The organism is Pseudomonas sp. HMSC057H01, from assembly GCF_001836405.1.
In the GTDB taxonomy this organism is placed as follows: domain Bacteria; phylum Pseudomonadota; class Gammaproteobacteria; order Pseudomonadales; family Pseudomonadaceae; genus Pseudomonas; species Pseudomonas aeruginosa.
The window spans coordinates 116,146-142,899 of sequence record NZ_KV828432.1 but is presented as its reverse complement, the minus strand read 5'-3'; the positions used below and the strand labels follow the sequence as shown (position 1 = coordinate 142,899).

Here is a 26,754-nt window from a genome sequence, read left to right as displayed (position 1 = left end):
AGGTGATCGGGCTGGCGCTCGCCAGCGCGCGCATCATCTGCCTGTCGCCGCGGATTGTCCAGTGCCGGTTGCGCCTTCAGGCTGCCGGCAGGCCGAGACGCTGGCCGGCGAGGCTCAGGGCGAGAAGCGAGAGACCGCTCCAGGGGCTGCCGGGTGCCTGTCCCTTGATCTGCGCGTCGATCAACTGGGCATCCCGCAGCATCTGGTTCCAGCGGCTGCTGGAGTGGCGTTGCAGGGCACGGGTCAGCAGCGGACGGCGCTTGTCCCAGACCGGCGGACGCGCCTGGGCGAAGGCTTTCTCCAGCGGTATGCCCTGGCCGTATTGCTGGGACAGACCCGCCAGCAGGCGGATCTCGCGGGCCAGGCCCCAGAGGATCACCGGCGGCTCGATGCCTTCGCCGCGCAGTCCTTCCAGGATGCGCAGGGCGTGGGCCGCTTCACCGCCAAGGGCAGCGTCGATCAGGCCGAAGACATCGAAGCGTGCGCTGTCGGCGACCGCGGCCTGTACGGTGGCGGCGTCGATCTGGTTGCCCTCGGCGAGCAGCTTGAGCTTTTCGATTTCCTGGGCGGCGGCGAGCAGGTTGCCTTCCACGCGCGCGGCGATCAGCTCCAGGGCTTCGGGGCTGGCGGACAGGCCGGCCTGGGACAGGCGCTGGCGAATCCACTGCGGCAACTGGTGGACGTCGACCGGCCAGACCTGGATGAACTGCGCGGCGTTGCCATCGATCAGGGCCTTGGCCCACTTGGTCTTCTGCGTGCTGCCATCGAGCTTGGGCAGGCTGAGCAGGAGCACGGTGTCTTCCGGCGGCCGTTGCAGGTATTCCTGGAGAATTGCCGCGCCTTTGTCGCCGGGCTTGCCGGAGGGCAGGCGCAGTTCGATCAGGCGCTTCTCGGCGAACAGCGACAGGCTGGCGCCGGCCTCCAGCAGCAGGCCCCAATCGAAGTTGGCTTCGGCATTGAATACCTGGCGCTCGCCGAAGTCGCGCTCGCGGCAGGCCTGGCGAATGGCATCGCAGGCTTCCTGGCAGAGCAGCGGTTCATCGCCGCTGACGACATAGACGGGCGCCAGGGGGCCCTGGAGGTGCTTGGCGAGTTGCGCGGGAGTCAGCTTCATAGGAGAAGACGGGGCCGGCGAAACCGGCCCCGGGGCATCACGGGGTGGGGAACTCGATCGGCGACTGCTGCGGCTCGGCGGCGCGGCGCTGGCGCTCCGCCTCGTCGGCGGCGCGCAGGGCTTCGGCTTCCGCCTTGGCCTTGGCTTCTGCCTGGCGCTGGGCTTCGTCGAGTTGCGCCGGGGTCAGCGCCTGGAGGCGCATGGACAACTGCTGGATCAGGTCGCGCCGCATCTCGCTGCGCAGCTGCGCGGCTTCCTGGTCGGAACCGATCAGGTTGTTTTCGTCGTGCACGTAGACCTTCTGCACCTGTACCTGGTTGCTCATCAGGACCAGGTCGTTGGCGCCGACGATCTCGTAGTTGATCGTGTTGGTCAGCTCGAACTCCGCGCCGCGCGCGGAACCGGTGTAGCTGACGGTGCGCTGCTGGTTGTCCTCGCGGACCAGCACCAGGTGGTAGGGCGCGTTGCTGGTGACCTTCACGCCGCTGTTTTCCAGGGTTTCCTTCAGTTCGCGCACGGTCGGGCCGTAGGCGTTGCGCGCGGACACGTCGATTTCCTTGAGCGCGAATTGCGCATCGCCCAGGCCGCGCAGTTGGAAGCCGCAGGCGGCCAGCAGGGTGGTCATACCGATCAGCGCGGCGCTGGTCAGGATACGTTTCATCAAGCTTCCCTCACTCCTGTTGATCAGCGCCCCCGGATGGCCGGGGGCGTCCAATGGAATCGCGTATCAGTTGGCGACGATGTTGACCAGTTTGCCCGGTACCACGATGACCTTGCGGATGCTCAGGCCTTCGGTGAAACGCAGCACGTTCTCGTTGGCGCGCGCGGCGGCCTCGACATCCTCGCGGCTGGCGCTGGCGGCCACGTCGATGTGCCCGCGCAGCTTGCCGTTGACCTGCACCACCAGTTGCAGGGTGTCCTGCACCAGTGCGCTCTCGTCGACGCTCGGCCAGCGCGCATCGATCACCGCTTCGGCATGGCCGAGCTGGCCCCAGAGCACGTGGCAGATGTGCGGAGTGATGGGCGCCAGCAGCAGGACCACGGTTTCCAGGCCTTCCTGGATCAGGGCGCGGTCCTGGGCGTCCTGGTTCGGCGCCTTCTCCAGCACGTTCATCAGGGTCATCACCGCGGCGATGGCGGTGTTGAACTTGTGGTGCTGGCCGACATCCTGGCTGGCCTGCCTGATCGCCAGGTGGATGGCGCGGCGGACCTGCTTCTGCGCGTCGTCCAGGGCGGCGACGTCCAGCGCGCCGGGGAGGCCGGCGCTGACATGGGCGTGAGCCAGGCGCCAGACGCGGCGGAGGAAGCGGTTGGCGCCCTCGACGCCGGCGTCCGACCACTCCAGGCTCATGTCCGGCGGCGAGGCGAACATCATGAACAGGCGGCAGGTATCGGCACCGTACTGGTCGATCATCGATTGCGGGTCGACGCCGTTGTTCTTCGACTTCGACATCTTCTCGGTGCCGCCGATCTCGACCGGCTGGCCGTCGCTCTTCAGGCGTGCGCCGACGACCTTGGCCTTGGCGTCACGCTCGACCTCGACGTCGGCCGGGTTGAACCAGTCCTTGCCGCCGTTGGCGGTGGTCCGGTAGTAGGTATCGGCGACCACCATGCCCTGGGTCAGCAGGTTCTTGAACGGCTCGTCGCTGCCGACCAGGCCCTCGTCGCGCATCAGCTTGTGGAAGAAGCGCGCATAGAGCAGGTGCAGGATGGCGTGCTCGATGCCGCCGATGTACTGGTCGACCGGCAGCCAGTAGTCGGCCGCCTTCCTGTCCAGCATGCCGCCTTCGAACTGCGGGCAGGCGTAGCGGGCGAAATACCAGGACGACTCGACGAAGGTGTCCATGGTGTCGGTTTCGCGCTTGGCCGGCTGGCCGCATTTCGGGCAGCTGCATTCGTAGAATTCCGGCATCTTCGCCAGCGGCGAACCGGAGCCGTCCGGTACCACGTCTTCCGGCAGCACCACCGGCAACTGGTCGGCTGGCACCGGGACGTCGCCGCAAGCCTCGCAGTGGATGATCGGGATCGGGCAGCCCCAGTAGCGCTGGCGGCTGATGCCCCAGTCGCGCAGGCGGAACTGGGTGCGCGCCTGGCCCAGGCCCTTGGCCTCGAGGTCGGCGCCGATGGCGTCGAAGGCGGCCTGGTAGCCGAGGTTGTCGTACTTGCCGGAGTTGACGGTGAGCACGGACTCGTCCTTGGCGCCGTACCACTCCTTCCAGACGCTGGACTCGAAGTCGTCGTCGCCCTCGACCTTGGCGATCACCTGGCGGATCGGCAGGCCGTACTTGTTGGCGAACTCGAAGTCGCGCTCGTCATGGCCGGGCACCGCCATCACCGCGCCTTCGCCGTAGTTCATCAGCACGTAGTTGGCGACCCATACCGGCAGCTTGTCGCCGGTCAGCGGGTGTTCGACGAACAGGGAAGTGGCCATGCCTTTCTTCTCCTGGGTGGCGATGTCGGCCTCGGCGACGCCGCCGCGCTTGCATTCGTCGATGAACGCCTGCAACTGCGGGTCGTTCTGCGCGGCCTGGGTGGCCAGCGGGTGTTCGGCGGCGACGGCGACGTAGGTGGCGCCCATCAGGGTGTCCGGACGGGTGGTGAACACCTTCAGTTGGCCGGCGTGGCCGATGGAGGCCTGGTCGTAGGGGAAGCCGATCTCCATCCCACGCGACTTGCCGATCCAGTTGCGCTGCATGGTCTTCACCTGCTCCGGCCAGCCGGGCAGGTTGTCGAGGCTCTCCAGCAGTTCCTCGGCGTAGGCGGTGATCTTGAAGTAGTACATCGGGATCTCGCGCTTCTCGATCAGCGCGCCGGAGCGCCAGCCGCGCCCGTCGATCACCTGCTCGTTGGCGAGTACGGTCTGGTCGACCGGATCCCAATTGACCGTGCCGTTCTTGCGGTAGATCACCCCTTTTTCGAACAGGCGGGTGAACAGCCACTGCTCCCAGCGGTAGTAGTCCGGCTTGCAGGTGGTGACCTCGCGGCTCCAGTCGATCGCCAGGCCGAGGCTGTCCAACTGCGACTTCATGTAGGCGATGTTGTCGTAGGTCCAGGCCGCCGGGGCGACGTTGTTCTTCATCGCGGCGTTTTCCGCCGGCATGCCGAACGCGTCCCAGCCCATCGGCTGCAGCACGTTGCGGCCCTGCATGCGGTGGTAGCGGCTGATCACGTCGCCGATGGTGTAGTTGCGCACGTGGCCCATGTGCAGCTTGCCGCTCGGATACGGGAACATCGACAGGCAGTAGAACTTCTCCTTGTCGGGTAGCTCCCTGACGAGGAAGGACTGGTGTTCTTTCCAGTAGTTCTGGGCCTGGGTTTCGATCTCGAGTGGCTGATATTGCTCGTGCATGGCGCTACTTAGACGTGACTGTTCGAAAGCCTCGTAGCATACATGACCCCCACTCCTGTCGATAGCCCGCGCCGTTTGTCGCCGGGGGCGGTTCAGCCGAACGGGAACGCTAAGCTTTCCCTATGGGCCGTCGATGGCTGGCTGCCCAGTGGTACCTTCAGAGGTGTTCGATGGCTGAGCTGCAACGCGCGAGTGTGACGGGAGGTGGGCTGTACGAGAGGCTGCTGCAGCGTCTCGCCCTGGCTCTGGATGAAGCGGATACGGCCGAGCGCCTGCGTGACGAGCATCCCACGGAGCTTGAGTTGCGTGGTTTGAGCGAAGCGGAGATGGGGCTGATACGCGCCTATCTCGACCAGGACCTGCACTGGTTGCGCGGCTGGCATGCGGCCGCCGAGGAGCTGGCGCTGCTCGAGCGCCAGCCCGGCAGGACACCCCGGCCGCCCCGGCCGCAACCGCCGGCGCCGCGTCGGCACGTCTCGTTGAAACAGCGGCAACTGCTCTGTGCGCTCTGCGGTGCGCCGGTGCAGTGGAGCAAGGGGCATGGCGTGTTGCCGTGCGGCCATTGCGGCTCGCAACTGTTCCGTTCGGGCAACGACCGCTAGGGTCTCCTTCCCGGAAGTTTCGCCAGGCGTCGCGCAATCCTTTAGATTGCCTCTTCCGACAGGGAGGGGGCGATGCCGATCCGTTATTTCTTCAAGCAACTGCTGCTGCCGCCGGGCGGCCTGTTGCTGCTGCTGTTTTTCGCTTTCTGGTGGCGCACCAGCCGACCGAGGCTGGCGCGGCTGTGCGGTGTCTGCGGGTTCTTCGGTCTGTGGCTGATGAGTATGCCGCTCAGTGTGGAGCGGATGGGGCGCTGGCTCGAAAGCGAACCGGCCCTGCTGGCGGAGGATCTGCCGGGCCTGGCGCAGCGCGCCGACGCCATCGTCATCCTCGGTGTCGGCCGGCAGACCAACGACCCGGCCTGGGGCGACGATGCGCCGAGCCTGCTGGCGGCCGAGCGGCTGCGCTATGCCGCGCGGCTGGCCAAGACCTCGGCGCTGCCGGTACTGATCAGCGGCGGGTTGCATTACGGGCGCCCGCCCAGCGAGGCGGCGCTGATGGCCAATGCCCTGTTGCAGGACTTCGGCGTGCCGACGCGCTGGCAGGAAGGTCTCAGCCGTACCACCTGGGAAAACGCCACCCTGAGCGCCCCGCAGTTGCGCGAGGCCGGCGTGCGCCGGGTGGTGCTGGTGACCCAGGCCTGGCACATGCAGCGGGCACGCTGGAGCTTCGAGCGCCAGGGGTTCGAGGTGATCCCGGCGCCGGTCGGCTTCCTCGGCGGGGCCAACCTGCGGCCCTTCGGCGGCTGGCTGCCGGAAGCGCAGGCCTTCTGGCAGAGCGGCATGCTGCTGAACGAGGCGATCGGCCTGGTCGGCTATCGCCTGTTCTACCGCTGAGACGCAACCGGCGCCGCAGGGGCGCCGGTCTTTCCAGGAGGGGCTGGTTTCAGCCGAACAGGCGTCGCTCCTGCGGACGCAACTGGCGGCCGAGCAGAGCCCATAGCAGCAGCACGCCGGCCAACCCGGCCAGCGGCCAGACGCGGTATTGCAGATAGGGCGTCAGGCCCTGCATGGGAATCACCTCGCCGCGCAGGATGCCCTGCTGGAACTGCGGGATCTGCCGGACGATTCGGCCATAGGGATCGATCAGGCCGGTGACGCCGTTGTTGGTCGCGCGGATCATCCAGCGACCGCTTTCCAGGGCGCGCATCTGCGCCATCTGCAGGTGCTGCAACGGGCCTATGGAAGTGCCGAACCAGGTGTCGTTGCTCACTGTCAGCAACACCTGGCTCTGCGCCGCGAGCGCGGCAGCGAACTCCGGGTAGACCACTTCGTAGCAGATGTACGGGGCGATCTCGTAGCCCTTGGCCTTGAGCAGCGGCTGGTCGGCCGGGCCGCGAGCGAAGTCGGACATCGGCAGGTCGAAGAAGGCGATCAGGCCGCGCAGCAGGTCCTGCAGCGGCACGTACTCGCCGAACGGCACCAGCTTCTGCTTGAGGTAGGTGCCCGCGCCTTCGCCGACCACGGTGATGCCGTTGAAGTAGCGACTCTTGCCGTCGGCGAGACGTTCGCGCACCGGGACCCCGGTGATCAGCGCGGCGTTCTTCTCGTCGGCGACCTGGCCCATGGCGCCGAGGTAGCCGCTGGCCATGTCCTGGAGAATCGGCACCGCGGTTTCCGGCCAGACGATCAGGTCGACGTCCTGCTGCGGCAGGCTCAGGTCGCGGTAGAGGTCGAGTTGCGCGCGGACCTGATTCGGGTCCCATTTCAGCTCCTGGGCGATGTTGCCCTGGATCGCCACTACCCTCAGCGGTTCGCCGGCCGAATGGGTCCAGGCGTGGCCCTTGAGATAGAGGCCGGCCGCCCACGGGCCGAGCAGCAGGACCAGCCCCAGAAGCAGGCTGGCACCGTGCGGGAAGAGGCGCGGCAGGTTCACCAGCAGGGCCGCGCTGAGGGCGATGACGAAGGAGGACAGCCATACGCCACCCACCGGCACCAGCCCGGCCAGCGGTCCCTGCAACTGGCTATAGCCGGCGTAGAGCCAGGGGAAACCGGTAAGGAACCAACTGCGGAACAGCTCCAGTGCCAGCCACAGGGCGGCGAACGCCAGGGCGTCGCCCAGCGGCGCGTTGTCGCGGCGCAGGCAGCGCGCCCACAGCCAGGCCGGCAGGGCGAAGAAGAAGGCGACGCCGGCGGTGAAGCCGAGCATGAGGAAGCTCGCCAGCGGCACCGAGGCGGCGCCGTAGTCATGGATACTGACGTAGATCCAGCTGGTGCCGGCGCCGAACGCGCCGAAACCGTACCACCAGCCGCGCCACAGGGCGGACTTGCCGGGAAGGCCGCGCAAGCCGAGATAGAGCAGGGCGATCGAGAGGATCGCCAGCGGCCAGTAGACGAAGGGCGCCAGGGCCAGGGGTGTGAGCGCGCCTGCGGCGAGTGCCAGCAGGTGTCCGGGCCAGCCGGGACGAGAAATCCAACGCATCGAATGTCCTTAGAGCCTGTTCAATGTCCGACTGCGCAGACCGGGGCCGCCTTCGGCTGCCGGACGGCAACGTCCGCGGCGACAGGGGAGTCTGGCGCAAGGCGCAAGAGTAAAGGAGGGGCTGGCGAGACGCCAGAAGGACGGCGCGGGAAGATGCCCCCTCCGCCGCGGCGGAGGGGGCGCGCTCAGTTCTGCAGGGGAGACAGGCGCAGCAGATGGACGCGGCGGCTGTCGGCGTTGAGTACGCGGAAACGGAACTCGCCCAGCTCGACCACTTCGTTGCGCTTGGGCAGGTGGCCGAAGGCGCTCATCACCAGGCCGCCCACGGTATCGAATTCCTCGTCGGAGAATTCCGAGCCGAAGAAGTCGTTGAAGGCGTCCACGGGGGTCAGCGCCTTGACGATGAAATCGCCGCTGGGCAGCGGCTTGATGTAGCTGTCCTCCTCGACGTCGTGCTCGTCCTCGATATCACCGACGATCTGTTCCAGCACGTCCTCGATGGTCACCAGGCCGGCCACGCCGCCGTATTCGTCGATGACGATGGCCATGTGGTTGCGGTTGGCGCGGAATTCGCGGAGCAGCACGTTGAGGCGCTTGGATTCGGGGACGAAGGTGGCCGGACGCAGCAGTTCCTTGATGTCGAAGGGACGCTCGTCGTTGTGCAGGATCAGTGGCAGGAGGTCCTTGGCCAGCAGTACGCCCATGACGTCGTCGAGGCTTTCGCCGACCACCGGGTAGCGCGAGTGGGCGGCTTCGATGATGGCCGGAAGGAATTCCTTCGGCGTCTGGGTCGAGCGGATGCTCATCATCTGCGAGCGCGGCACCATGATGTCGCGCACCTGCAGGTCGGCGACCTGGATCGCCCCCTCGACGATGGACAGCGCCTCGCTGTCCAGCAGCTTGTTGTCGTGGGCATCGCGCAGCAGCTCGAGTAGCTCCTGGCGGTTTCTCGGCTCGTGGGCAAAAGCCTGGGTGATCTTGTCCAGCCAGGACTTGTGCCCGTTGCTCGATCGGTCTTCGCTCATTTTTCCTTGCTCGGTGGCTCTTCGTCGTCGCAGGCGTACGGATCGGGATGACCCAGTTCCGCCAGCAATTCACGTTCCAGTGTTTCCATTTCTTCCGCTTCGGCGTCGTCGATGTGGTCGTAGCCGAGCAGGTGCAGGCAGCCGTGGATCACCAGGTGGGCCCAGTGGGCCTGCAACGGCTTGCGCTGTTCCAGGGCTTCGCGGGCGACCACCGGGGCGCAGATCACCAGGTCGCCGAGCAGCGGGATATCGAGAAGCTCGTCCGGGACATCGGCGGGGAAGGACAGCACGTTGGTCGCGTAGTCCTTGTGCCGGTAGGTGCTGTTCAGTTCCAGGCCTTCGGCCTCGTCCACCAGGCGGATGGTCAGCTCCGACTCCGGACGCTGGCGCAGGGCCAGTTCGCACCAGGCGCGGAACTGTGCTTCGGAGGGCAGGTCCGGGGCGGCGCTGGCGACCTGCAGGTCGAGCTCAAGCGGCATCGTGACCGCCCTTGCCCGTTCCCTCGACCGGCCGCACCTGGCCTTGCTGGCGGTTCTCATGGCGCTCGTAGGCTTCGACGATACGCTGCACCAGCGGGTGGCGGACCACATCCTTGGGCTTGAAATGGGTGAAGCTGATGCCGGGGACGTCCTGCAGGACCTCGATCACGTGCTTGAGGCCGGAGCGGGTGCCGCGGGGCAGGTCGACCTGGGTGACGTCGCCGGTGATCACCGCGGTGGAGCCGAAGCCGATCCGGGTGAGGAACATCTTCATCTGCTCGACGGTGGTGTTCTGGCTCTCGTCGAGGATGATGAAGCTGTTGTTCAGCGTGCGCCCGCGCATGTAGGCCAGCGGCGCGACCTCGATGACGTTGCGCTCGATCAGCTTGGCCACGTGTTCGAAGCCGAGCATCTCGTAGAGCGCGTCGTAGAGCGGGCGCAGGTAGGGGTCGATCTTCTGCGACAGGTCGCCGGGAAGGAAACCGAGCTTCTCGCCGGCCTCGACCGCCGGGCGCACCAGCAGGATGCGGCGGATCTGCTCGCGCTCCAGGGCGTCGACGGCGCAGGCCACGGCGAGGTAGGTCTTGCCGGTGCCAGCCGGACCGATGCCGAAGTTGATGTCGTGGTCGAGGATCGCCTTGACGTAGCGCTGCTGGTTGGCGCCGCGCGGGCGGATGTGCGCCTTGCGCGACTTCAGGGTGACCTGCGGCGCGCTCTGCAATTCCTCGAGGTCTTCCAGGCCGGACTCCTGCAGGTACAGGTGCACGGTGTCGGGGGTGAGATCGGTGCCGTTCTGCGCCTCGCGGTAGAGACGCTGCAGCAGGCGTTCGGCGACCTTGGTCCGGCGCGGTTCGCCGGCCAGTTCGAACTGGTTGCCGCGGTTGCGGATCTCGATGTCGAGGCGTTTCTCGATCTGGTGGAGATGCTCGTCGAACTGCCCGCAAAGTGTCGCGAAGCTGCGGGCGTCGAACGGCTCGAGGATAAAGCGATGAAGTTCCTGGGGGGCGTTCAAGGTGTTCTGTCGTACTCGCCAGTGGCTGATTGATAGGGAAGAGAATAACCGCTGGATATCGTCGCGCAAAGTTGCCGTATCGCGGCGGCGCTTTCCCGGTTCCCGCTGAAACGTTGGTGCACCGTGGCGGCGGGAAGGTTCAGCGAGCCCGCCGTACGGTCGTCGGCCTCAATGCAGGGTGCTGTCGATCAGGGTACCGCGCAGCGAGTGCGGCAGCGCGTCGTCGATGTGCACCTGGGCGAACTGGCCGATCAGGCGTGGATTGTCGCAGCGGAAGTTGACGATCCGGTTGTTCTCGGTGCGCCCCTGGAGCATGCCTGGGTCCTTCTTCGAGAAGTCGGTGACCAGGATCCGCTGGGTGCTGCCGACCATGCGCCGGCTGATCTCGTAGCCTTGCTGGTGGATGCGGCTCTGGAGGATCTGCAGGCGCTGTTTCTTCACTTCTTCCGGCAGGTCGTCGGCGAGGTCGGCGGCGGGCGTGCCGGGCCGCGCGCTGTAGATGAAGGAGAAGGAGAAGTCGAAGCCGACGTCCTCCACCAGCTTCATGGTCTGCTCGAAGTCCTTCTCGGTTTCGCCGGGGAAACCGACGATGAAGTCGGAGCTGATGCAGATGTCCGGTACCGCGGCCTTCAGCTTGCGGATACGCGACTTGTATTCCAGCACGGTATGGTTGCGCTTCATCGCCGCCAGCACGCGGTCGGAGCCCGACTGCACCGGCAGGTGGATGAATTTCACCAGCTCCGGCACCTCGGCGTGGGCCTGGATCAGCGCGTCGGAGAATTCCAGCGGGTGCGAGGTGGTATAGCGGATGCGCTCGATACCGTCGACGGCGGCGACCACCCGCAGCAGTTCGGCGAAGTCGGCCAGGCGGCCATCGTGGGTCAGGCCGCGGAAGCCGTTGACGTTCTGTCCCAGCAGGGTGACTTCGCGGACGCCGTTCTCGGCCAGGTGGATCACTTCGGCGATCACGTCGTCGAATGGTCGGCTGACTTCCTCGCCGCGGGTGTAGGGCACCACGCAGAAGCTGCAGTACTTGCTGCAGCCTTCCATCACCGAGACGAAGGCGGTGGGGCCATCGACCCGCGGTTCCGGCAGGCGGTCGAATTTCTCGATTTCCGGGAAGGACACGTCGACCTGCGGCTTGCGCGTGCTGCGCGCGGCGTCGATCATTTCCGGCAGGCGGTGCAGGGTCTGCGGGCCGAAGACCACGTCGACATAGGGCGCGCGCTCACGGATCGCGGCGCCTTCCTGGCTGGCCACGCAGCCGCCGACGCCGATCACCAGGTCGGGATTCTGCTGTTTCAGCTCGCGCCACATGCCGAGCTTGGAAAACACCTTTTCCTGGGCCTTCTCGCGGATCGAGCAGGTATTGAGCAGGATGACGTCGGCCTCGGCGGCGTTTTCGGTCACCTCGAGGGCTTGGTGTTCACCGAGCAGGTCCGCCATTCGCGACGAGTCGTACTCGTTCATCTGGCAGCCGTGGGTTTCGATGAAAAGCTTCTTGGCCATGCGCTTCGTCGGACAGTTCGAAAAGGACCGCGCATTATAGAGGGCGGGGCCCCCGGTTCCTAGCGTTGCTGGCCGAAAGGCTGTGCTATGATTCGCGCCCTTCATTTTCCGGCATTGCTTTCCCCGCCATGAACAAGCGCGAAAACCCCATCTACAAGGTGATTTTCCTCAACCAGGGCCAGGTCTTCGAGATGTATGCCAAGCAGATCTACCAGAGCGATCTGTGGGGCTTCCTGGAAATCGAGGAGTTCGTCTTCGGCGAGCGCACCCAGGTGGTGGTGGACCCCAGCGAGGAGAAGCTCAAGGCGCAGTTCGAAGGCGTTCTGCGCAGCTTCGTGCCGATGCACGCGATCGTCCGCATCGACGAGGTCGAGCGCCTGGGTACGCCGAAGATCAGCGAGGCCAAGGGCGCGGGCAACGTCATGCCGTTCCCCATGCCGATGCCCGGCAAGAGCGACTGATTCGCGAAAGGGACGTCAGGGCAGCGGCGCGAAGGGCGTGACGCCGCCGGCAGTCTGCAGTTCGATCAGGTAGTTGCGGAAGATCTGCCCCAGCACCCGGGTGGCGATGTCCAGTTCGTCGCGGTTCATCTGCTCGGCTACCAGGTCGGCGCTGTCCAGGGCGTCCTCGGCGCCGTTCACCGCTGCCATCTTCAGCACGATGTAGGCCTGTACGTTGTTCGCCGGAACCCCTTCGCCACGGAAGAACATGGTGCCGAGGTGGTACTGGGCCTGGGCATGGCCCTGTAGAGAAGCTTTCTCGAACCAGTTGAGGGCGGCCTGGAGGTCGCGCGGGATGCGCTCGCCGTCGTAGAAGAATTCGCCCAGTTCGTATTGCGCCTCGGCGTCGCCGCCATTGGCGACCTGCTGGCAGGCGGCGAGCGCCTGTTGCAATTCTTCGGGAACGGTGTTCAGCGCGCAGCGGCCGGTCGCTGGAATCAGCAACGAGTTGCCTCCCGCCTGCGCGAGCAGCGGCTGGAGGATCAACAGGCAACCCAGGGCGAGGGTGCGGCCGGTACGGAACATGAGGGGAAGACACCTCCTGGATCGGGGCGGGCAAGGGCTGCCCGGCCAACGAAATGCGCTGACCCTCACATTATGAAATAAGCCGACGCCTCCTTACAAAGTCTTTACTGTCTTTTCGGGAACTTTGTCGGCGCGTTTATGCATTTCGGCTAGGAAGGCGTTCCGGCGGGGAGGAGGGCGGCGCCCGGGAAGGGCGCCGCGAAGAGGATCATTTCAGCGCGGCGAAGGCTTTTTCGGCGGCGTTCAGCGTGATTTCCAGCTCCTTGTCGCCATGGGCGATGGAGGTGAAGCCGGCCTCGAAGGCGCTAGGCGCAAGGTACACGCCACCGTCAAGCATCAGGTGGAAGAAGCGCTTGAAGCGTTCGACGTCGCTGGCCATCACGTCCTCGAAGGTGACGATGGCGTCGGCGCCGCTGAAGTACAGGCCGAACATGCCGCCCGCCTGGGTGGTGACGAAGGGGATGCCGGCGGCATCCGCGCGCTGTTGCAGGCCGTCGAGCATGCGCGTGGTGTAGGCGGTCAGTTCGTTGTGGAAACCGGGGCGGCTGATCAGGCGCAGGGTGGTCAGGCCGGCGGCCATTGCCAGCGGGTTGCCCGAGAGCGTGCCGGCCTGGTAGACCGGGCCCAGCGGGGAAATCTGCTGCATGATCTCGCGCTTGCCGCCGAAGGCGCCCACCGGCATGCCGCCGCCGATGATCTTGCCGAAGGTCGACAGGTCCGGGGTGACCCCGTAGTAGGCCTGGGCGCCGCCGAGGGCGACACGGAAGCCGGTCATCACTTCGTCGAAGATCAGCACCACGCCGTGTTCGTCGCAGGCTTCACGCAGGCCTTCGAGGAAGCCCGGCGCCGGCGGCACACAGTTCATGTTGCCGGCAACCGGCTCGACGATGATGCAGGCGACCTCCTTGCCGACTTCGCCCAGTGTCTTGCGCACCGCCTCGATGTCGTTGAACGGCAGGGTCAGGGTGTGCTTGGCGAAGGCTGCCGGAACGCCCGGGGAGTTCGGCACGCCGAAGGTCAACGCGCCGGAGCCGGCCTTCACCAGCAGGCTGTCGGAGTGGCCGTGGTAGCAGCCTTCGAACTTGATGATGCTGTCGCGCCCGGTGTAGCCGCGGGCCAGGCGGATGGCGCTCATGGTCGCCTCGGTGCCGGAGCTGACCATGCGCACCATCTCCATCGACGGCACCATGGAGCAGACCAGGTCGGCCATTTCCACTTCCAGCGCGGTCGGCGCGCCATAGGACAGGCCGTGGTCGAGCTGCCGGCGCACCGCGTCGAGCACGTCCGGATGGCTGTGGCCGAGGATCATCGGGCCCCAGGAGCCGACATAGTCCACGTAGCGCTTGTCGTCCTCGTCCAGTACATAGGCGCCTTCGGCGTGCTTGAAGAACAGCGGGGTGCCGCCGACGCTCTTGAAGGCGCGCACCGGGGAGTTGACCCCGCCGGGAATGTGTTTCTGGGCGTTGTTGAACAGCGTTTCGGAACGGGACATGGCTAGCTCTCTATCTCTCGGGCGAGGCGCGGAGGCGTCAGGCAGGTTCGAACAGGGCGCTGAAGGCGCGGGCGCGGCGTTCCACCTCGGCGGCGGACGCGGCGGCGAACAGCGCATGGATCACGGCGACCAGATCGACGCCGCGGGCGATCAGACCGGGCGCGGTATCGAGGCTGATGCCGCCGATGGCGGTGATCGGCAGGTGCAGGCGCGGCCGGGCCTGGTCGAGCAGTTCGACGCTGGCGGCGGGGGCGCCGGGTTTGGTGCTGGAATTGAAGAAGCGGCCGAAGGCGACGTAGCTGGCGCCCTCGGCCACCGCCTGCTCGGCCAGCTCCAGCCGGGCGTGGCAGGTGGCGCCGATGATCGCCTGGCGGCCGAGCAGGGCGCGCGCCGCCGACAGCGAACCGTCGGTCTGGCCGAGGTGCAGGCCGACGCCCAGGCGCGCGGCGAGTTCGGCGTCGTCGTTGACGATCAACTGCGCGCCGTAGCGTTCGCAGAGTTCGCGCAGGCTTTCCGCCTCGCGCAGGCGCCGCGCCTGGTCGCTGGATTTGTCGCGGTATTGCAGCAGGCGCGCGCCGCCGCGTAGCGCGGCTTCGACGTAGGGCAGCAGGCGGCCGTCGTCCAGTAGCTGGCTATCGGTGATGGCGTACAGGCCGCGCAGTTTCATCGGCTGGCTCTCAGTGACAGAAGTCGGTGGGCAGGCGGCGCGGCACGTATTGGCCGTGGCCCGGACTCTCGGCGTCGCGCAGGGTCCGCCAGGTGTAGTCGAGGGCGCTCTGTACGGCGCCGTGCAGAGCTTCGCCGAGGGCGATGCGACCGGCCAGGGCGCTGGCCAGGGTGCAGCCGGAGCCATGGTAGCTGCCGGGCAGGCGCTGGCAGGTGAAGGTGCGGCGGCTGCCGTCGCGGCTGTACAGGCGATTGTGCACTTCGCTTTCGTCGCCGTGTCCGCCGGTGATCAACAGGTGCTCGCAGTGTTCCAGCAGGCGCTCGGCGCACTGGTCGGCGCTGCCCTCGGGCAGGTCGGCGAGCAGGCGCGCTTCCGGCAGGTTCGGCGTGGCGATGGTGGCGCGCGGCAGCAGCCGCTCGCGCATGGCGAAGCCGACGTCGCCCTTGCCCAGCGCACCGCCGCCGCCGGCGCGCAGCACCGGATCGCAGACCACCGGCAAGTGCGGGTGGGCGGCGAGGATCTCGGCCACCGTGTCGACCATCTCCAGCGAACCGAGCATACCCAGCTTGACCGCCGCGACGGGCAGGTCGGCGAGTACGGCGTTGGCCTGGGCCAGCACCCACTCGCGGTCGAGGACGCGGAAGTCGCTGACGTTGACGGTGTCCTGCACGGTCAGCGCGGTGACCGCCGGGGCGGCGTGGCAGCCCTGGGCGAGCAGGGCTTCGATGTCGGCTTGCAGTCCGGCGCCACCACTGGGGTCGTGACCGGACAGGCAGAGCACTACGGGGCGGGAAGTCGGTGTTTTCATGGCGCGTGAGCTTACCACTAAAAGCGCTCCGTGGCGGCTGCGCGGACGACCTTTCGGGCGCCGCGCCCGGGCCCTGCGTGACACGTTCCGGGCCTGATGTGGCGTGGCGTGTGCTAAAGTTCGGCGAATATTCATACAACGCTCGCCAAGGGCGGACCATGACGAGGGAGGTGGGGCTCCCGGTCCGTTCGAGGAGCACTGCGGGGCATCATGCGGCACTGGCTGATTCTCTTTCTTCTTGCGTTGCCGTGCCTGGCGGGTGCGGTGAGCTTCAACGAGCAGGTCGAGCGCCTGCCGCTGGGGCAGTCCATCGACGTGTTCGAGGACGTGCGCGGTAGCGCCGATATCAACGACATCACCTCGCGGGCCATCGACAGCAGCTTCCGCCGCCATGACAAGGACGTGCTCAATGCCGGCTATTCGCGCTCGGTGTTCTGGTTGCGCCTGGACCTGGACTACCGGCCGGTCGCCTCCAGCGATCCGCGCACCTGGCTGCTGGAGCTGGCCTATCCGCCGCTGGACAAGCTCGACCTCTACCTGCCCGATGGCCAGGGCGGCTACCGCCTCGCCCAACGCACCGGCGACACATTGCCGTTCGCCAGTCGGCCGATCCGGCAGAACAACTACCTGTTCGAACTCGGCCTCGAGCCGAACAAGCCGCAGCGTGTCTACCTGCGGCTGGAAAGCCAGGGATCGATCCAGGCGCCGTTGACCCTGTGGTCGCCCAAGGCCTACCTGGAGGAGCAGCCCGAACGCATCTATGTGCTCGGCATCATCTATGGCGTGCTGCTGGTGATGCTGATCTACAACCTGTTCATCTTCCTCAGCGTCCGCGATACCAGCTATCTCTACTACATCCTCTATATCGCTTCCTTCGGGCTCTACCAGGTCTCGGTGAACGGCTCCGGCATCGAGTACTTCTGGCCTGACAGCCCCTGGTGGGCGAACGCCGCCACGCCATTCCTGATCGGTTCGGCGGCGCTGTTCGGCTGCCAGTTCGCGCGCAGCTTCCTGCATACCCGCGACCACAGCGTGTGGGTCGACCGCGGCCTGCTGGCGCTGATGGCGGTCGGCGCGCTGGTCATGCTGATGGCGCTGACCATGAGCTACGCCGTGGCTCTACGCCTGGCCACCTACCTGGCGCTGGCCTTCACCGGCCTGATCTTCGCCGCCGGCATCCTCGCCTGGCTGCGCGGCATGCGCGTGGCGCGCTATTTCATCATCGCCTGGACCGCCTTCCTTCTCGGCGGCATCGTCAATACCCTGATGGTCCTCGGCTACCTGCCGAACATGTTCCTCACTATGTATGCCAGCCAGATCGGTTCGGCGCTGGAGGTGGGCTTGCTGTCGCTGGCGCTGGCCGACCGGATCAACGCGATGAAGGAGGAGCGCGCGCGAATCCTCCAGGAGTCCAGCCGCAAGCTGGAAGCGCTGAACCAGGAACTGGCCAACAGCAATCGCCTGAAGGACGAGTTCCTCGCCACCGTCACCCACGAACTGCGCACCCCGATGAGCGGGGTGATCGGTTCGCTGGAGCTGATGCAGACGGTGCCGATGGACGTCGAACTCGCCGAGTACCAGCGCACCGCCGCCGGTTCGGCGCGGGACATGATGCGGATGGTCAACGACATCCTCGCCCTCATCGAACTGCAGGCCGGCAAGCTTTACCCGCGCCGCGAGCCGTTCAGCCTGCGCGGCCTGTTCGACAGCCTGCGCGCGCAGTACGCGCCGCGCGCCGAGGAGAAGGGCCTGCGCTTCGCCCTGCAACTGGACGACAGCCTGCCGGACACCCTCGAAGGCGATGCCGGCAAGCTGGCCCAGGCGCTGGGCTACCTGGTCGACAACGCGATCAAGTTCACCGCCAGGGGCAGCGTCACCCTGCGCGTCGCCGCCGGGCGTACCCATGACGGGGTGGCGCTGCGGGTGGAAGTGATCGACACCGGCATCGGTTTCGACATGGCCGCCGGCAGCGACCTCTACCAGCGTTTCGTCCAGGCCGACAGCTCGTTGACCCGTGGCTACGGAGGCCTCGGCATCGGCCTGGCTCTGTGCCGCAAGCTGGTGGAGCTGCTTGGCGGCGAGCTGACCCACGAGTCCCGGCCGGGACAGGGCAGCCGCTTCCTCCTGCGCCTGCAACTGACCCAGCCGGCCCAGGGCCTGGCGCCGCCGCCGCGGCGCGCCGGCGGGCAGGCGGTGCGGCGTCCCGAGGAGTGCACGGTGCTGGTGGTGGAGGACAACGCCATCAACCAGTTGGTGACTCGCGGCATGCTGCTCAAACTCGGCTACCGGGTGCGCACCGCCGACAACGGCAGCGAGGCCCTGGAGTTGCTGGCGCGCGAGCGGCCGGACGGCGTACTGCTCGACTGCCAGATGCCGGTGATGGACGGCTTCGCCACCTGTCGGGCGATCCGCGCGCTGCCCGGCTGCGCGGAACTGCCGGTGCTGGCGTTGACCGCCCACAGCCACAGCGGCGATCGCGAGCGCTGCCTGGCGGCGGGCATGAGCGACTACATGGCCAAGCCGGTCAAGTTCGAAGAGTTGCAGACCCTGCTGCACGATTGGCTGCTGTGCCAGCCGATCGTCACCAAGTCCGCCTGAAGCCTTTCCGCGGCTGGCTGAAATGCCGGCCTGCGCGACCTGTATGTCTCTTTAGGCAAAGCCTGAAGCGTGATTCACTGGGAAAAAGTGAATCCGGATTCAGTCATGGTCTATCGTGTCACCGAACGCCGCCTGCAACGCGATTCCGCGCTGCGCGAGCGCATCCTCCAGCTAGGCCTGCGGCGTGTCGCGGAGGGCGGTTTCGCCGCGCTGACCATGCAGGCCCTGGCCGACGACGCGGGGATCGCCACCGGCAGCCTGTACCGCCACTTCCGGGGCAAGGGCGAGCTGGCGGCGGAAATCTTCCGCCGCGCCAGCCAGCGTGAGGTCGATGCCCTGGCCGTGGTCCTGCGCGGTCCCGGCGCGCCCGCCTGGCGCCTGGCCGAGGGCTTGCGGCGCTTTGCCGCGCGCGCCTGGAGCAGCCAGCGGCTGGCCTTCGCCCTGATCGCCGAGCCGGTGGATCCTGAAGTCGACGAGCAGCGCCTGCGCTATCGCGAGGCCTACGCCGCACTGTTCGTCGAACTGCTCGAGGAGGGCCGGCGCAGTGGCGCATTCCAGCTTTCCCTGGTGCCGCTTGCCGCGGCCTGCCTGGTCGGGGCCATCGCCGAGGCGCTGGTCGGCCCCTTGTCTCCCCCGGCGCGCGCCGCTCGCGACAGCGGCCAGCCGGAACCGAGTCTGGAGCCGGTGAGTACGGCTCTGGTGAACTTCTGCCTGCGCGCGGTGGGCGCGCCTGTCTGCGAGGAACCCTCATGAACCTGCACCAGTACGCCGAAACCCACGAAGTGACCAACCAGGTACCGTCGCTGGATGGTGCCAACCTCTACCGCCTCGACCTGCCTCTCCAGGAGTGGGGGCGTCGCTACCAGGGCGGCTGGGCCGAGGAGCGCCTGCAGCGCTACGGCGAGCTGGCCGGCGGCCCGCTGATGGCGGCCGGCTTCCTGGCCAACCAGCACAAGCCGGAGTTCCATAGCCACGACCGCTACGGCAACCGCGTCGACCTGGTGGAGTTCCACCCCGCCTACCACGAGCTGATGCGCGCCGCCATCGAACACGAACTGCCCTCGCTGCCCTGGACCGACCCGCGCCCCGGCGCCCAGGTGGCGCGGGCCGGGCTGTCCTACCTGCACAGCCAGGCGGAGGCCGGCACCGGTTGCCCGTTGACCATGACCTACGCCAGCGTGCCGGCGATTCGCCTGCAGGCGGACCTGGCCGAGAAATGGCTGCCGAAGATCCTCTCCCGCGAGTACGACCCGCGCAACGTGCCGATGGAGCAGAAGGCGGGCGTCACCATCGGCATGGCGATGACCGAGAAGCAGGGCGGCACCGACGTCCGCGCCAATACCACGCGGGCCTACCCGGTGGGGATTCCCGGGCCGGGGCAGGCCTACGAACTGGTCGGGCACAAGTGGTTCTGCTCGGCGCCGATGTGCGACGCCTTCCTCACCCTGGCTTACACCGACAAGGGCCTGACCTGCTTCCTGCTGCCGCGCCACCGGCCGGACGGCAGCCGCAACCAGTTCTACATCCAGCGCCTGAAGGACAAGCTGGGCAACTGGTCGAACGCCTCCAGCGAAATCGAGTATCGCGGCGCCCTGGCCTGGATGGTCGGCGAAGAGGGCCGTGGCGTGCCGACCATCATCGAGATGGTCGCCATGACCCGCTTCGACTGCATGATCGGCTCCAGCGCATTGATGCGTCAGGCGTTGACCCAGGCTGCCCACCACTGTGCCTACCGCAAGGTCGGCGGGCGGGTGCTGGCCGAGCAACCGCTGATGCAGAACGTGCTCGCCGACCTGGCCCTGGAAAGCGAGGCGGCGCTGGCCCTGACCCTGCGCATGGGGCATGCCCTGGACCGTGCCCACGACGAGCAGGAGGAGAAGTTCGCCCGCCTGGTCACCGCGGTGGGCAAGTACTGGATCTGCAAGCGTGCCCCGGCGATGATCAACGAAGCCTCCGAATGCATGGGCGGTGCCGGCTACGTCGAGGAAACCATCCTGCCGCGGCTGTACCGCGAGGCCCCGGTGAACTCGATCTGGGAAGGTTCCGGCAACGTGCAGTGCCTGGACGTGCTGCGTGCCCTGTCGAAGGAGCCGGGGGTGCTCGACGCGCTGTTCGCCGAACTGGGCGACGGCCATGGCGACGCCCGTCTCGCCGCGCACATCGGCAACCTCAAGGCGGCCTTCGCCGACACCGCCGACATCCAGTACCGCGCCCGCCAGCTCACCGAGGACGTGGCGATCGCCTTGCAGGCCAAGCTGTTGCTGGAAGCCGGCAACTCCGCGGTGTCCGACGCCTTCATCGGCAGTCGCCTGGGGGACGGCGGGCGGGTCTACGGCACCCTCCCGCGCGGCGTCGAGGTCGAGGCGCTGTTGGCTCGCGCCACCCCGCACCTGGCCTGAGGCGCGTCGCGATGCAAGCGCATCCGCGCTACCGGGAGCTGGTCGAGCAGGGCTTCGCCGCGGCCAGTTTCGTCGGCGACCTCGGCATCCGTCCGCTGGACTGCGGGCCGGGTTGGGTCGAAGCGGGGCTGGACATCCTGCCCCGCCACGCCCAGCAGAACGGCTTCATCCATGCCGGGGTCCAGGCGACCCTGGCCGACCATGCCGCCGGGGCCGCCGCCGCGACCCTGGTGGAGGAGGGGCAGACGGTGCTGAGCCTGGAGTTCAAGCTCAACCTGTTGCGCCCGGCGCTTTGCCAGCGCCTGTTGTGTCGCGCCGAGGTGCTCAAGGCCGGGCGCCAGGTGACGGTGGTCGAGGCCGAGGTGTTCGCCGAGCGGGACGGTCGGCGGCGCCTGTTCAGCAAGGCCACCGTGACCATGGCGGTGGTGGCGCTGGCCGAATGAGGTAACGGGAGAAAAGCGCTGTGTTTTCCTGTCGGTACAGGCAAGATGTTTTCCATGCGAACCGACAGGAAGCCCACCATGAGTATCGATTCCGACGACGGGTTCGTCGTCGCCCGCACGGCCGAGGAGGCCGTCGACCGTCTTGCCGAGCTGCACCGCCAGGCCACCGCGGCGCTGAGCCAGGCGCTCAAGCGCTACATCAAGGAGCGCATCGAGCCGAGCGAGGCCGAGCGGCAGAACTTTCACTACCCGCAACTGCGCATCGGCTACCGCTGCCAGGGCGAGGTGCCGTCCACCACCCGCGCCTACGCCAAGGTCCAGGTGCCGGGCGAATACAGCGTCACCGTCACCCACCCCGACGCCTTCCGCAAGTACCTGCTGGAACAGTTGCGTCCGCTGATGGACGATTTCACCGTGCAGGTGCAGGTCGGCCCGAGCCAACAGGACATCCCCTATCCCTACGTGGTCGAGCAGGGCGACGAGCTGGCCGGCTCCGGGGTGACCGCCGCCGAGCTGGCGCGGGTGTTCCCCAGCACCGACCTGTCCGCCGCTTCCGACGACATCGCCGACGGCCTCTACGAATGGGAACGCGCCGACCAGTTGCCGCTGGCGCTGTTCGACGCCGCGCGGGTGGACTTCTCCCTGCGCCGCCTGGTGCACTACACCGGCAGCGACTGGCGCCACGTGCAGCCGTGGATCCTGCTGACCAACTACCACCGCTACGTCGACCAGTTCATCCGCCTCGGCCTGACCCGCCTGCGCGAGGACCCGCGCTTCGTGCGCATGGTCCTGCCGGGCAACGTGATCATCGAACGCGGGATGGACGAAGGCGAGGCCAACGCCATCGTCGCCGGGGTGGTCTGGCACCGCTACCAGATGCCGGCCTACCACCTGATCGCCGCCGATGGCGACGGCATCACCCTGGTCAACATCGGGGTCGGCCCGTCCAACGCGAAGAACATCACCGACCACCTGGCGGTGTTGCGTCCGCATTGCTGGCTGATGATCGGCCACTGCGGCGGCCTGCGGCAGTCGCAGACCATCGGCGACTACGTACTGGCGCACGCCTACATGCGCCGCGACGGCATCCTCGACCGCGCGCTGCCGCCGCACATCCCGATCCCGGCGCTGGCCGAGGTCCAGGTCGCCTTGCAGGAAGCCGCCGCCGAAGTCACCGGCGAGCGCGGCGAGTCGCTCAAGCGACGCTTGCGCACCGGCACCGTGCTCACCTACGACGACCGCAACTGGGAGCTGCGCTGGGCCCAGGAGCGGCCACTGATCAACCTGGCGCGGGCCATCGCGGTGGATATGGAGAGCGGCACCATCGCCGCCCAGGGCTACCGCCTGCGGGTGCCCTACGGCACGTTGCTGTGCGTCTCGGACAAGCCGCTGCACAGCGAGATCAAGCTGCCCGGCTCGGCCAACGCCTTCTACGAGCGCGCGGTGAACCAGCACCTGCGGATCGGCATCGCCGCCCTCGACCTGTTGCGCAGCCAGCTCAACTCGCTGCACTCGCGCAAGCTGCGGAGTTTCGACGAGCCGCCGTTCCGTTGATCGGACGCGCCCCGGTTTCCGCGCGGAAACCGGGGCGCGCTTCTACGCCTCGCGGCGCCGAGGCCCTAAAATGACGGCCCTTCGCCCTGCGTGGAACCGCGGCACCTTCTGCCGGTCGGAACGACCACGCCTGCCATCGATGTGAGCCCCATGCCGTTCAGCGCCCCCACTCATCTCAGCAACCCGCTCCGTCGCTTCGCCCGCCGCCTGGTGCCCGATGCCGCGCCAGAAGTGGCAGCGCCGTTGCCGATGCCGGAAAGCCTGGCCGGCGAACCGTGGTTCTCGGTCGGTCGGGCGGTCGACGCCCTCGGCGGCGAGCGGGTCGACGGCTGGATCCTGGAAGAATGGCGCGGCCTGGCCCTGCGCGCGCGTTTCAGCGCTTGCTGGCGCGATCCGCGCGGCAACCTCTGGAATGTCCTGCCGCAGGCGGGCGCCATCGCTTTCCTGGCCGACCCGCAGCGGCGCTACGAAGGCGTGCCGCTGGCCGACCAGTACCAGGCGCTCAGCCGCGATGTCCTGCTGGAAGACTACCTCGGCCTGCGGCGCCAACTGGCCCGCGCCGGCCTGGACGACGAGGCCCGCGAGCGCCTGGCCGGGATGGCCGCGCGCCTGGAAAGCTGGCTGGCCCTGGGCGGCCGTGGCGACCAGGCTTGTCCGTGCGGCAGCGGCAAGCGCTACCGCAACTGCTGCTCCCGCCTGGTGGCCTCGGCCTCCTGAGCGACGTTGCGCGGTGCGACGCGCCACTGCTCGCCGGGTTTCGGCGTGCCGAAGGTCGCCGGGTCCACGCCTTGGCTGCGCAGCGCCGCCTGGAGTGCCTTGGGCGGGTCGTCCTGCTGTTCGTCGGTGAGATTGAAGGTACCGAAGTGGATGGCCATGCTGGTCTGCGCCTGCAGCGTGCGATGGGCCTGCACCGCGTCGTCGGGATTCATGTGGTGGTCGCGCATGAACCAGCGCGGCTCGTAGGCGCCGATCGGCAGGGCGGCGAAACGCATCGCCCCGAAGCGCTGGTGGATCAGCCCGAACTCCGGGCCGAGCCCGGTATCGCCGGGAAACAGCAGCGGGCCGTCCGGCGAGTCGATGACGAAGCCGAGCCAGAGCGTGCGGTTGGTGTCGCTGCGGGTGCGCGACGACCAGTGCTGCACCGGTACGCCATGCAGCGTCAGGCCAGCGCCCAGCGGCACGGCCTGCCACCAGTCGATCTCCACGACGTCGGCGAAACCTGTCTGGCGGATCAGCCCGGCGTTGCCCAGGCCGCTGACTACCTTGGCCGTCGGCCAGCGCCGGTGGAGCTGGCGCAGGGTTTCCAGGTCGAGGTGGTCGTAGTGGTTGTGGCTCACCAGCACCAGGTCGATCGGCGGCAACTGGTCGAGCGTCAACCCGGGCGGATGGTGGCGCTTCGGGCCGATGAAGGCGAGCGGGCTGACCCGTTGCGACCAGACCGGGTCGGTGAGGATGTTCAGGCCGCGGTGCTGGATCAGCAGGGTGGCGTGGTTGATGTAGGTGACCCGCAGTTCTTCGCCGCGGGCGCGCTCGTTCACCCTTGGCGGCGTTGCCGTCGGCGGCAGGGCGACCCACGGGCGTTGCGGCGGGCGGTTCCACTGCCACTTGAGCAGGTCGCGCAGGCTCTTGTGCGCGGTCGGCTGGATATTGCGGAAACGTTCGCCGTCGAAATGGTCCGAAGGCGGACCCTGATAGGCGCTGCCAGCGCAGCCGGCCAGGGTCAGCAGGCTGATCAGCCAGGTGGGACGCAGGGAGGGCATGAGGGGATGCTCTTGCGGTCAGGCTCTCGGACAACCTAGCATGCCGCCCGGTACCCCGATCAAGCCAACTCGTTTCCAGTCATGTCCCGTCCCCCGCGTCCTTCCCCGCGTCATCCCGTCCGCCCTGCGCCACGCCGGGTGGCCAAGGCGCCGCCGAGCGAGCCGAAGCTGCTGCTGTTCAACAAGCCGTTCGACGTACTGACCCAGTTCAACGACGAGCAAGGGCGCTCGACCCTCAAGGACTTCATCCCGGTGCCGGGCGTGTATCCGGCCGGGCGCCTGGACCGCGACAGCGAGGGCCTGTTGCTGCTGACCAACGACGGTCGCCTGCAGGCGCGCATCGCCGACCCCCGGCACAAGCTGCCGAAGACCTACTGGGTGCAGGTCGAAGGCACGCCGGACGAGGAGCAATTGCGGCGCCTGCGCGAGGGCGTGACGCTCAACGACGGCCCGACGCTGCCCGCCGAGGCGCGTCTGCTGGATGAGCCGACGTTGTGGGAGCGGGTGCCGCCGGTGCGTTTTCGCAAGTCGGTGCCGACCCACTGGCTGGAACTGGTGATTCGCGAGGGGCGCAATCGCCAGGTACGGCGGATGACGGCGGCGGTGGGCTTGCCGACGCTGCGGCTGGTGCGGGTGCGGATCGGCCCCTGGAGCCTGGACGGCCTGGGCCTCGGGGAATGGCGGGAAGTGCCGGCGCGGCTGGACTGACGAGAGGGGCGTCGTCCAGCGGGCGCGGAACGATCAGTAGTACGACTTGATCACGGCGATGCCGCGACCCATCACGTCGCGCCAGGCGTCGCGGGTCTCGGCGTCGCAGTCGCGGTCGTGCTCGGCGACCGCCATCAGCAGGGCGTCCAGCCACAGGTCGTAGAGTTCCGGGCGGATATCCAGCGCGGCGCGCGAATGGCTGGCGCCGAGTGCGCGCAGCTTGCTGTCGGACATGCCGCGGGCGTACATCACCAGGTTCATGATCCCGGCACGCAGCAGGTGTTTCTGCGCAGTCATGTCGGTGGTGGCGAACTTGGCGCGAATCTGCGGGGAACTGGCAAGGAAATGCCGGTAGAAATCATCGAAGAATCCGGTGCTGGCACAGCAGCGTCCATAACTCTGCATGACGCGGTCGGCGGCGTTCATGGCGACTCCCTTGTTCTAGGCAATGGCAAGGCGAGCCGGCCCCGTTGGCCGGGGCCGGCGGATGATTACGAGTGGTTGGATGACGCGCGTGGCGCCGGGGTTACATGCCCGCGCCTTCGAGGCTGCCGATGACCAGGCCCTTGATGATGAAGCCCAGTACGCCCAGGCCGAGGGCGAAGAACAGGATCAGGGTTCCGAACTTGCCGGCTTTCGACTTCTTCGCCAGGTCCCACACGATGAAAGCCATGAACAGGATAAGCACGGTCACCAGACCGGTCATCATCCACTCTTCGAACAGTTCGGGATCCATTGGCAACCTCCGGATTTTCAAGCAAACGAAGTCCGGCTCGCGGTCGGACGGAGCGTGCCATGGGGGGCGGGCAAGGCGTTTATCGTTCTACGAGCAGGCTGCTCTTTATATGCGGGGGCCACGCGGGCATGACAACTGAAACAGGCTGCCGATTATACGGCATGCCGCCTGTTCCGTGTCATGTCCCAGGTCTCGCTACGATCAATCGCGCAGGTGCTCCAGCGGCAGTTCGGTACTCGCCAGCACCTGGTTGAGGACGAAGCTGGAGCGCACGCTGGAGACCCCCTCGATGCGCGTCAGGGTACCCAGCAGGAGCTTCTGGTAGTGGTCCATGTCCGGCACCACGACCTTCAACTGGTAGTCCGCGTCCATCCCGGTGACCAGGCTGCACTCCAGCACTTCCGGGCATTTGCCGATGACTTCCTGGAAATGTTCGAAGCGTTCCGGGGTGTGTCGATCCATGCCTATGAGGACGAAGGCGGTGAGGCTCAGGCCGAGCTTCTTGCGGTCCAGCAAGGCTACCTGGCGGACGATGTAGCCGTCGTCCTCGAGCTGCTTGACCCGTCGCGAACAGGGCGATGGCGACAGGCCTATCCGTTCTGCCAGTTCCTGGTTGGAGATGCGTGCGTCGCGCTGGAGTTCTTCGAGGATACGCAGGTCGTAGCGGTCGAGTTTGTTCATGGCGAGGATTTCTTTCAGGTTGATTGCCATCGGCAAGGTGAATTTGAGTGATTTATTGCGCAATCAAGGTTCTGGTGAGCAATATTAGCAATCATTGGTCGCGCCTGGCGACGTATTCTTTTACCCAGATTCACGGCCCGGACATCTCGTCCATCACGGCTCGCCCAATCAGGCCAGCCGTGGCCGCCGACCCTACAGGGTTGCGCCGGCCTCCGGGTTGCACACCGCCCAGAAGGTGGAGTGAGGTGAGCCGTCGCCAACAGCGCCGAGCCAGGACAGTTACCCCAGAAGGGAGGTCGACGGGCCTCCCTTTTTCTTTGCCCGCGATCCGGCCCGTGCCGCGCTTTTACCCATTCTTTACCCGGCGTTTACCC

26 protein-coding genes are annotated in these 26,754 nt (G+C 67.2%); 10 read left to right on the top strand and 16 right to left on the bottom strand.

Annotated elements, in window-relative coordinates:
* Positions 1-76: 76 nt before the first annotated feature.
* From holA to leuS, 3 genes are all read right to left on the bottom strand, one after another.
* Positions 77-1,114, bottom strand: coding sequence for a DNA polymerase III subunit delta (holA, locus tag HMPREF2581_RS10220; protein ID WP_003093168.1), 1,038 nt, complete (start codon positions 1,112-1,114; stop codon positions 77-79).
* A gap of 37 nt (positions 1,115-1,151) precedes the next feature.
* Complete coding sequence (gene lptE, locus HMPREF2581_RS10215) at positions 1,152-1,775, bottom strand: LPS-assembly lipoprotein LptE (RefSeq protein WP_003100322.1); 624 nt, start codon at positions 1,773-1,775, stop codon at positions 1,152-1,154.
* Positions 1,776-1,841: 66 nt separating this feature from the next.
* On the bottom strand, positions 1,842-4,463 hold the full coding sequence (leuS, locus tag HMPREF2581_RS10210; RefSeq protein WP_003137700.1) for a leucine--tRNA ligase: 2,622 nt from the start codon (positions 4,461-4,463) through the stop codon (positions 1,842-1,844).
* A 170-nt stretch (positions 4,464-4,633) separates the two neighbouring features.
* Between leuS and HMPREF2581_RS10205 the strand changes: the two genes are divergently transcribed.
* Complete coding sequence (locus HMPREF2581_RS10205) at positions 4,634-5,065, top strand: hypothetical protein (protein ID WP_003137702.1); 432 nt, start codon at positions 4,634-4,636, stop codon at positions 5,063-5,065.
* 72 nt (positions 5,066-5,137) lie between these two features.
* The gene (locus HMPREF2581_RS10200; RefSeq protein ID WP_003137704.1) at positions 5,138-5,899 is read left to right on the top strand and encodes a YdcF family protein; all 762 of its coding nucleotides are present in this window, start codon (positions 5,138-5,140) and stop codon (positions 5,897-5,899) included.
* A gap of 49 nt (positions 5,900-5,948) precedes the next feature.
* Here HMPREF2581_RS10200 and lnt read toward each other — a convergent pair whose 3' ends face one another.
* The 5 genes from lnt to miaB all read right to left on the bottom strand — a co-directional run bounded on the left by lnt (position 5,949) and on the right by miaB (position 11,509).
* Complete coding sequence (lnt, locus tag HMPREF2581_RS10195; RefSeq protein ID WP_003137706.1) at positions 5,949-7,484, bottom strand: apolipoprotein N-acyltransferase; 1,536 nt, start codon at positions 7,482-7,484, stop codon at positions 5,949-5,951.
* 185 nt (positions 7,485-7,669) lie between these two features.
* On the bottom strand, positions 7,670-8,509 hold the full coding sequence (locus tag HMPREF2581_RS10190; protein ID WP_003093161.1) for an HlyC/CorC family transporter: 840 nt from the start codon (positions 8,507-8,509) through the stop codon (positions 7,670-7,672).
* Entirely contained in the window at positions 8,506-8,988 is a 483-nt protein-coding gene (gene ybeY, locus HMPREF2581_RS10185; protein WP_003093160.1) for an rRNA maturation RNase YbeY, read from the bottom strand. Before ybeY ends, HMPREF2581_RS10190 begins: the two co-directional genes overlap by 4 nt.
* Positions 8,978-10,000, bottom strand: coding sequence for a PhoH family protein (locus tag HMPREF2581_RS10180; protein ID WP_003111486.1), 1,023 nt, complete (start codon positions 9,998-10,000; stop codon positions 8,978-8,980). Before HMPREF2581_RS10180 ends, ybeY begins: the two co-directional genes overlap by 11 nt.
* A gap of 168 nt (positions 10,001-10,168) precedes the next feature.
* Entirely contained in the window at positions 10,169-11,509 is a 1,341-nt protein-coding gene (gene miaB, locus HMPREF2581_RS10175; RefSeq protein ID WP_003093158.1) for a tRNA (N6-isopentenyl adenosine(37)-C2)-methylthiotransferase MiaB, read from the bottom strand.
* Positions 11,510-11,637: 128 nt separating this feature from the next.
* Here miaB and HMPREF2581_RS10170 point away from each other — a divergent pair, with 128 nt between their 5' ends.
* Positions 11,638-11,970 (top strand): DUF1820 family protein, encoded by a 333-nt coding sequence (locus HMPREF2581_RS10170; protein ID WP_003093157.1) that lies wholly within the window; start codon positions 11,638-11,640, stop codon positions 11,968-11,970.
* A 15-nt stretch (positions 11,971-11,985) separates the two neighbouring features.
* Here the strand turns inward: HMPREF2581_RS10170 and HMPREF2581_RS10165 are convergent, their stop codons facing one another.
* The 4 genes from HMPREF2581_RS10165 to HMPREF2581_RS10150 form a co-directional block, all read right to left on the bottom strand.
* Complete coding sequence (locus tag HMPREF2581_RS10165) at positions 11,986-12,534, bottom strand: tetratricopeptide repeat protein (protein ID WP_003093155.1); 549 nt, start codon at positions 12,532-12,534, stop codon at positions 11,986-11,988.
* A gap of 208 nt (positions 12,535-12,742) precedes the next feature.
* A complete protein-coding gene (gene hemL / locus HMPREF2581_RS10160) occupies positions 12,743-14,026 on the bottom strand; it encodes a glutamate-1-semialdehyde 2,1-aminomutase (protein ID WP_003132522.1) in 1,284 nt (427 codons plus the stop codon).
* A gap of 37 nt (positions 14,027-14,063) precedes the next feature.
* Entirely contained in the window at positions 14,064-14,693 is a 630-nt protein-coding gene (gene thiE, locus HMPREF2581_RS10155) for a thiamine phosphate synthase (protein ID WP_003132524.1), read from the bottom strand.
* A 10-nt stretch (positions 14,694-14,703) separates the two neighbouring features.
* On the bottom strand, positions 14,704-15,501 hold the full coding sequence (locus tag HMPREF2581_RS10150; protein ID WP_003100335.1) for a hydroxymethylpyrimidine/phosphomethylpyrimidine kinase: 798 nt from the start codon (positions 15,499-15,501) through the stop codon (positions 14,704-14,706).
* Between the two features lie 210 nt (positions 15,502-15,711).
* On the opposite strand from HMPREF2581_RS10150, the gene ladS reads away from it, so the two are divergent.
* The 6 genes from ladS (at position 15,712) to HMPREF2581_RS10120 (ending at position 23,212) form a co-directional block, all read left to right on the top strand.
* Positions 15,712-18,099 (top strand): hybrid sensor histidine kinase/response regulator LadS, encoded by a 2,388-nt coding sequence (gene ladS, locus HMPREF2581_RS10145; protein WP_070867320.1) that lies wholly within the window; start codon positions 15,712-15,714, stop codon positions 18,097-18,099.
* Between the two features lie 105 nt (positions 18,100-18,204).
* Positions 18,205-18,852: a TetR/AcrR family transcriptional regulator gene (locus HMPREF2581_RS10140; protein ID WP_003093144.1), complete on the top strand. Its 648-nt coding sequence runs from the start codon at positions 18,205-18,207 to the stop codon at positions 18,850-18,852.
* Positions 18,849-20,498, top strand: coding sequence for an acyl-CoA dehydrogenase family protein (locus HMPREF2581_RS10135; RefSeq protein ID WP_003137710.1), 1,650 nt, complete (start codon positions 18,849-18,851; stop codon positions 20,496-20,498). Before HMPREF2581_RS10140 ends, HMPREF2581_RS10135 begins: the two co-directional genes overlap by 4 nt.
* A gap of 11 nt (positions 20,499-20,509) precedes the next feature.
* Positions 20,510-20,941, top strand: a complete 432-nt coding sequence (locus tag HMPREF2581_RS10130; RefSeq protein WP_003137711.1) for a PaaI family thioesterase — start codon at positions 20,510-20,512, stop codon at positions 20,939-20,941.
* Between the two features lie 54 nt (positions 20,942-20,995).
* Positions 20,996-22,495: an AMP nucleosidase gene (gene amn, locus HMPREF2581_RS10125; protein WP_003119204.1), complete on the top strand. Its 1,500-nt coding sequence runs from the start codon at positions 20,996-20,998 to the stop codon at positions 22,493-22,495.
* A 150-nt stretch (positions 22,496-22,645) separates the two neighbouring features.
* Positions 22,646-23,212: an SEC-C metal-binding domain-containing protein gene (locus HMPREF2581_RS10120; RefSeq protein ID WP_016254302.1), complete on the top strand. Its 567-nt coding sequence runs from the start codon at positions 22,646-22,648 to the stop codon at positions 23,210-23,212.
* Here HMPREF2581_RS10120 and HMPREF2581_RS10115 read toward each other — a convergent pair.
* Entirely contained in the window at positions 23,170-24,255 is a 1,086-nt protein-coding gene (locus HMPREF2581_RS10115) for an MBL fold metallo-hydrolase (protein WP_003119208.1), read from the bottom strand. The two genes, HMPREF2581_RS10120 and HMPREF2581_RS10115, sit on opposite strands and share 43 nt — an antisense overlap.
* 138 nt (positions 24,256-24,393) lie before the next feature.
* Between HMPREF2581_RS10115 and HMPREF2581_RS10110 the strand changes: the two genes are divergently transcribed.
* Entirely contained in the window at positions 24,394-24,963 is a 570-nt protein-coding gene (locus HMPREF2581_RS10110) for a pseudouridine synthase (protein ID WP_003114324.1), read from the top strand.
* A gap of 33 nt (positions 24,964-24,996) precedes the next feature.
* Here HMPREF2581_RS10110 and HMPREF2581_RS10105 read toward each other — a convergent pair whose 3' ends face one another.
* The 3 genes from HMPREF2581_RS10105 to HMPREF2581_RS10095 all read right to left on the bottom strand — a co-directional run bounded on the left by HMPREF2581_RS10105 (position 24,997) and on the right by HMPREF2581_RS10095 (position 26,410).
* On the bottom strand, positions 24,997-25,389 hold the full coding sequence (locus HMPREF2581_RS10105) for a globin (protein ID WP_003093127.1): 393 nt from the start codon (positions 25,387-25,389) through the stop codon (positions 24,997-24,999).
* 100 nt (positions 25,390-25,489) lie between these two features.
* Complete coding sequence (locus HMPREF2581_RS10100; RefSeq protein WP_003093125.1) at positions 25,490-25,699, bottom strand: DUF2788 domain-containing protein; 210 nt, start codon at positions 25,697-25,699, stop codon at positions 25,490-25,492.
* 201 nt (positions 25,700-25,900) lie between these two features.
* Positions 25,901-26,410, bottom strand: coding sequence for an Lrp/AsnC family transcriptional regulator (locus HMPREF2581_RS10095; protein ID WP_003119210.1), 510 nt, complete (start codon positions 26,408-26,410; stop codon positions 25,901-25,903).
* Between the last annotated feature and the right edge of the window lie 344 nt (positions 26,411-26,754).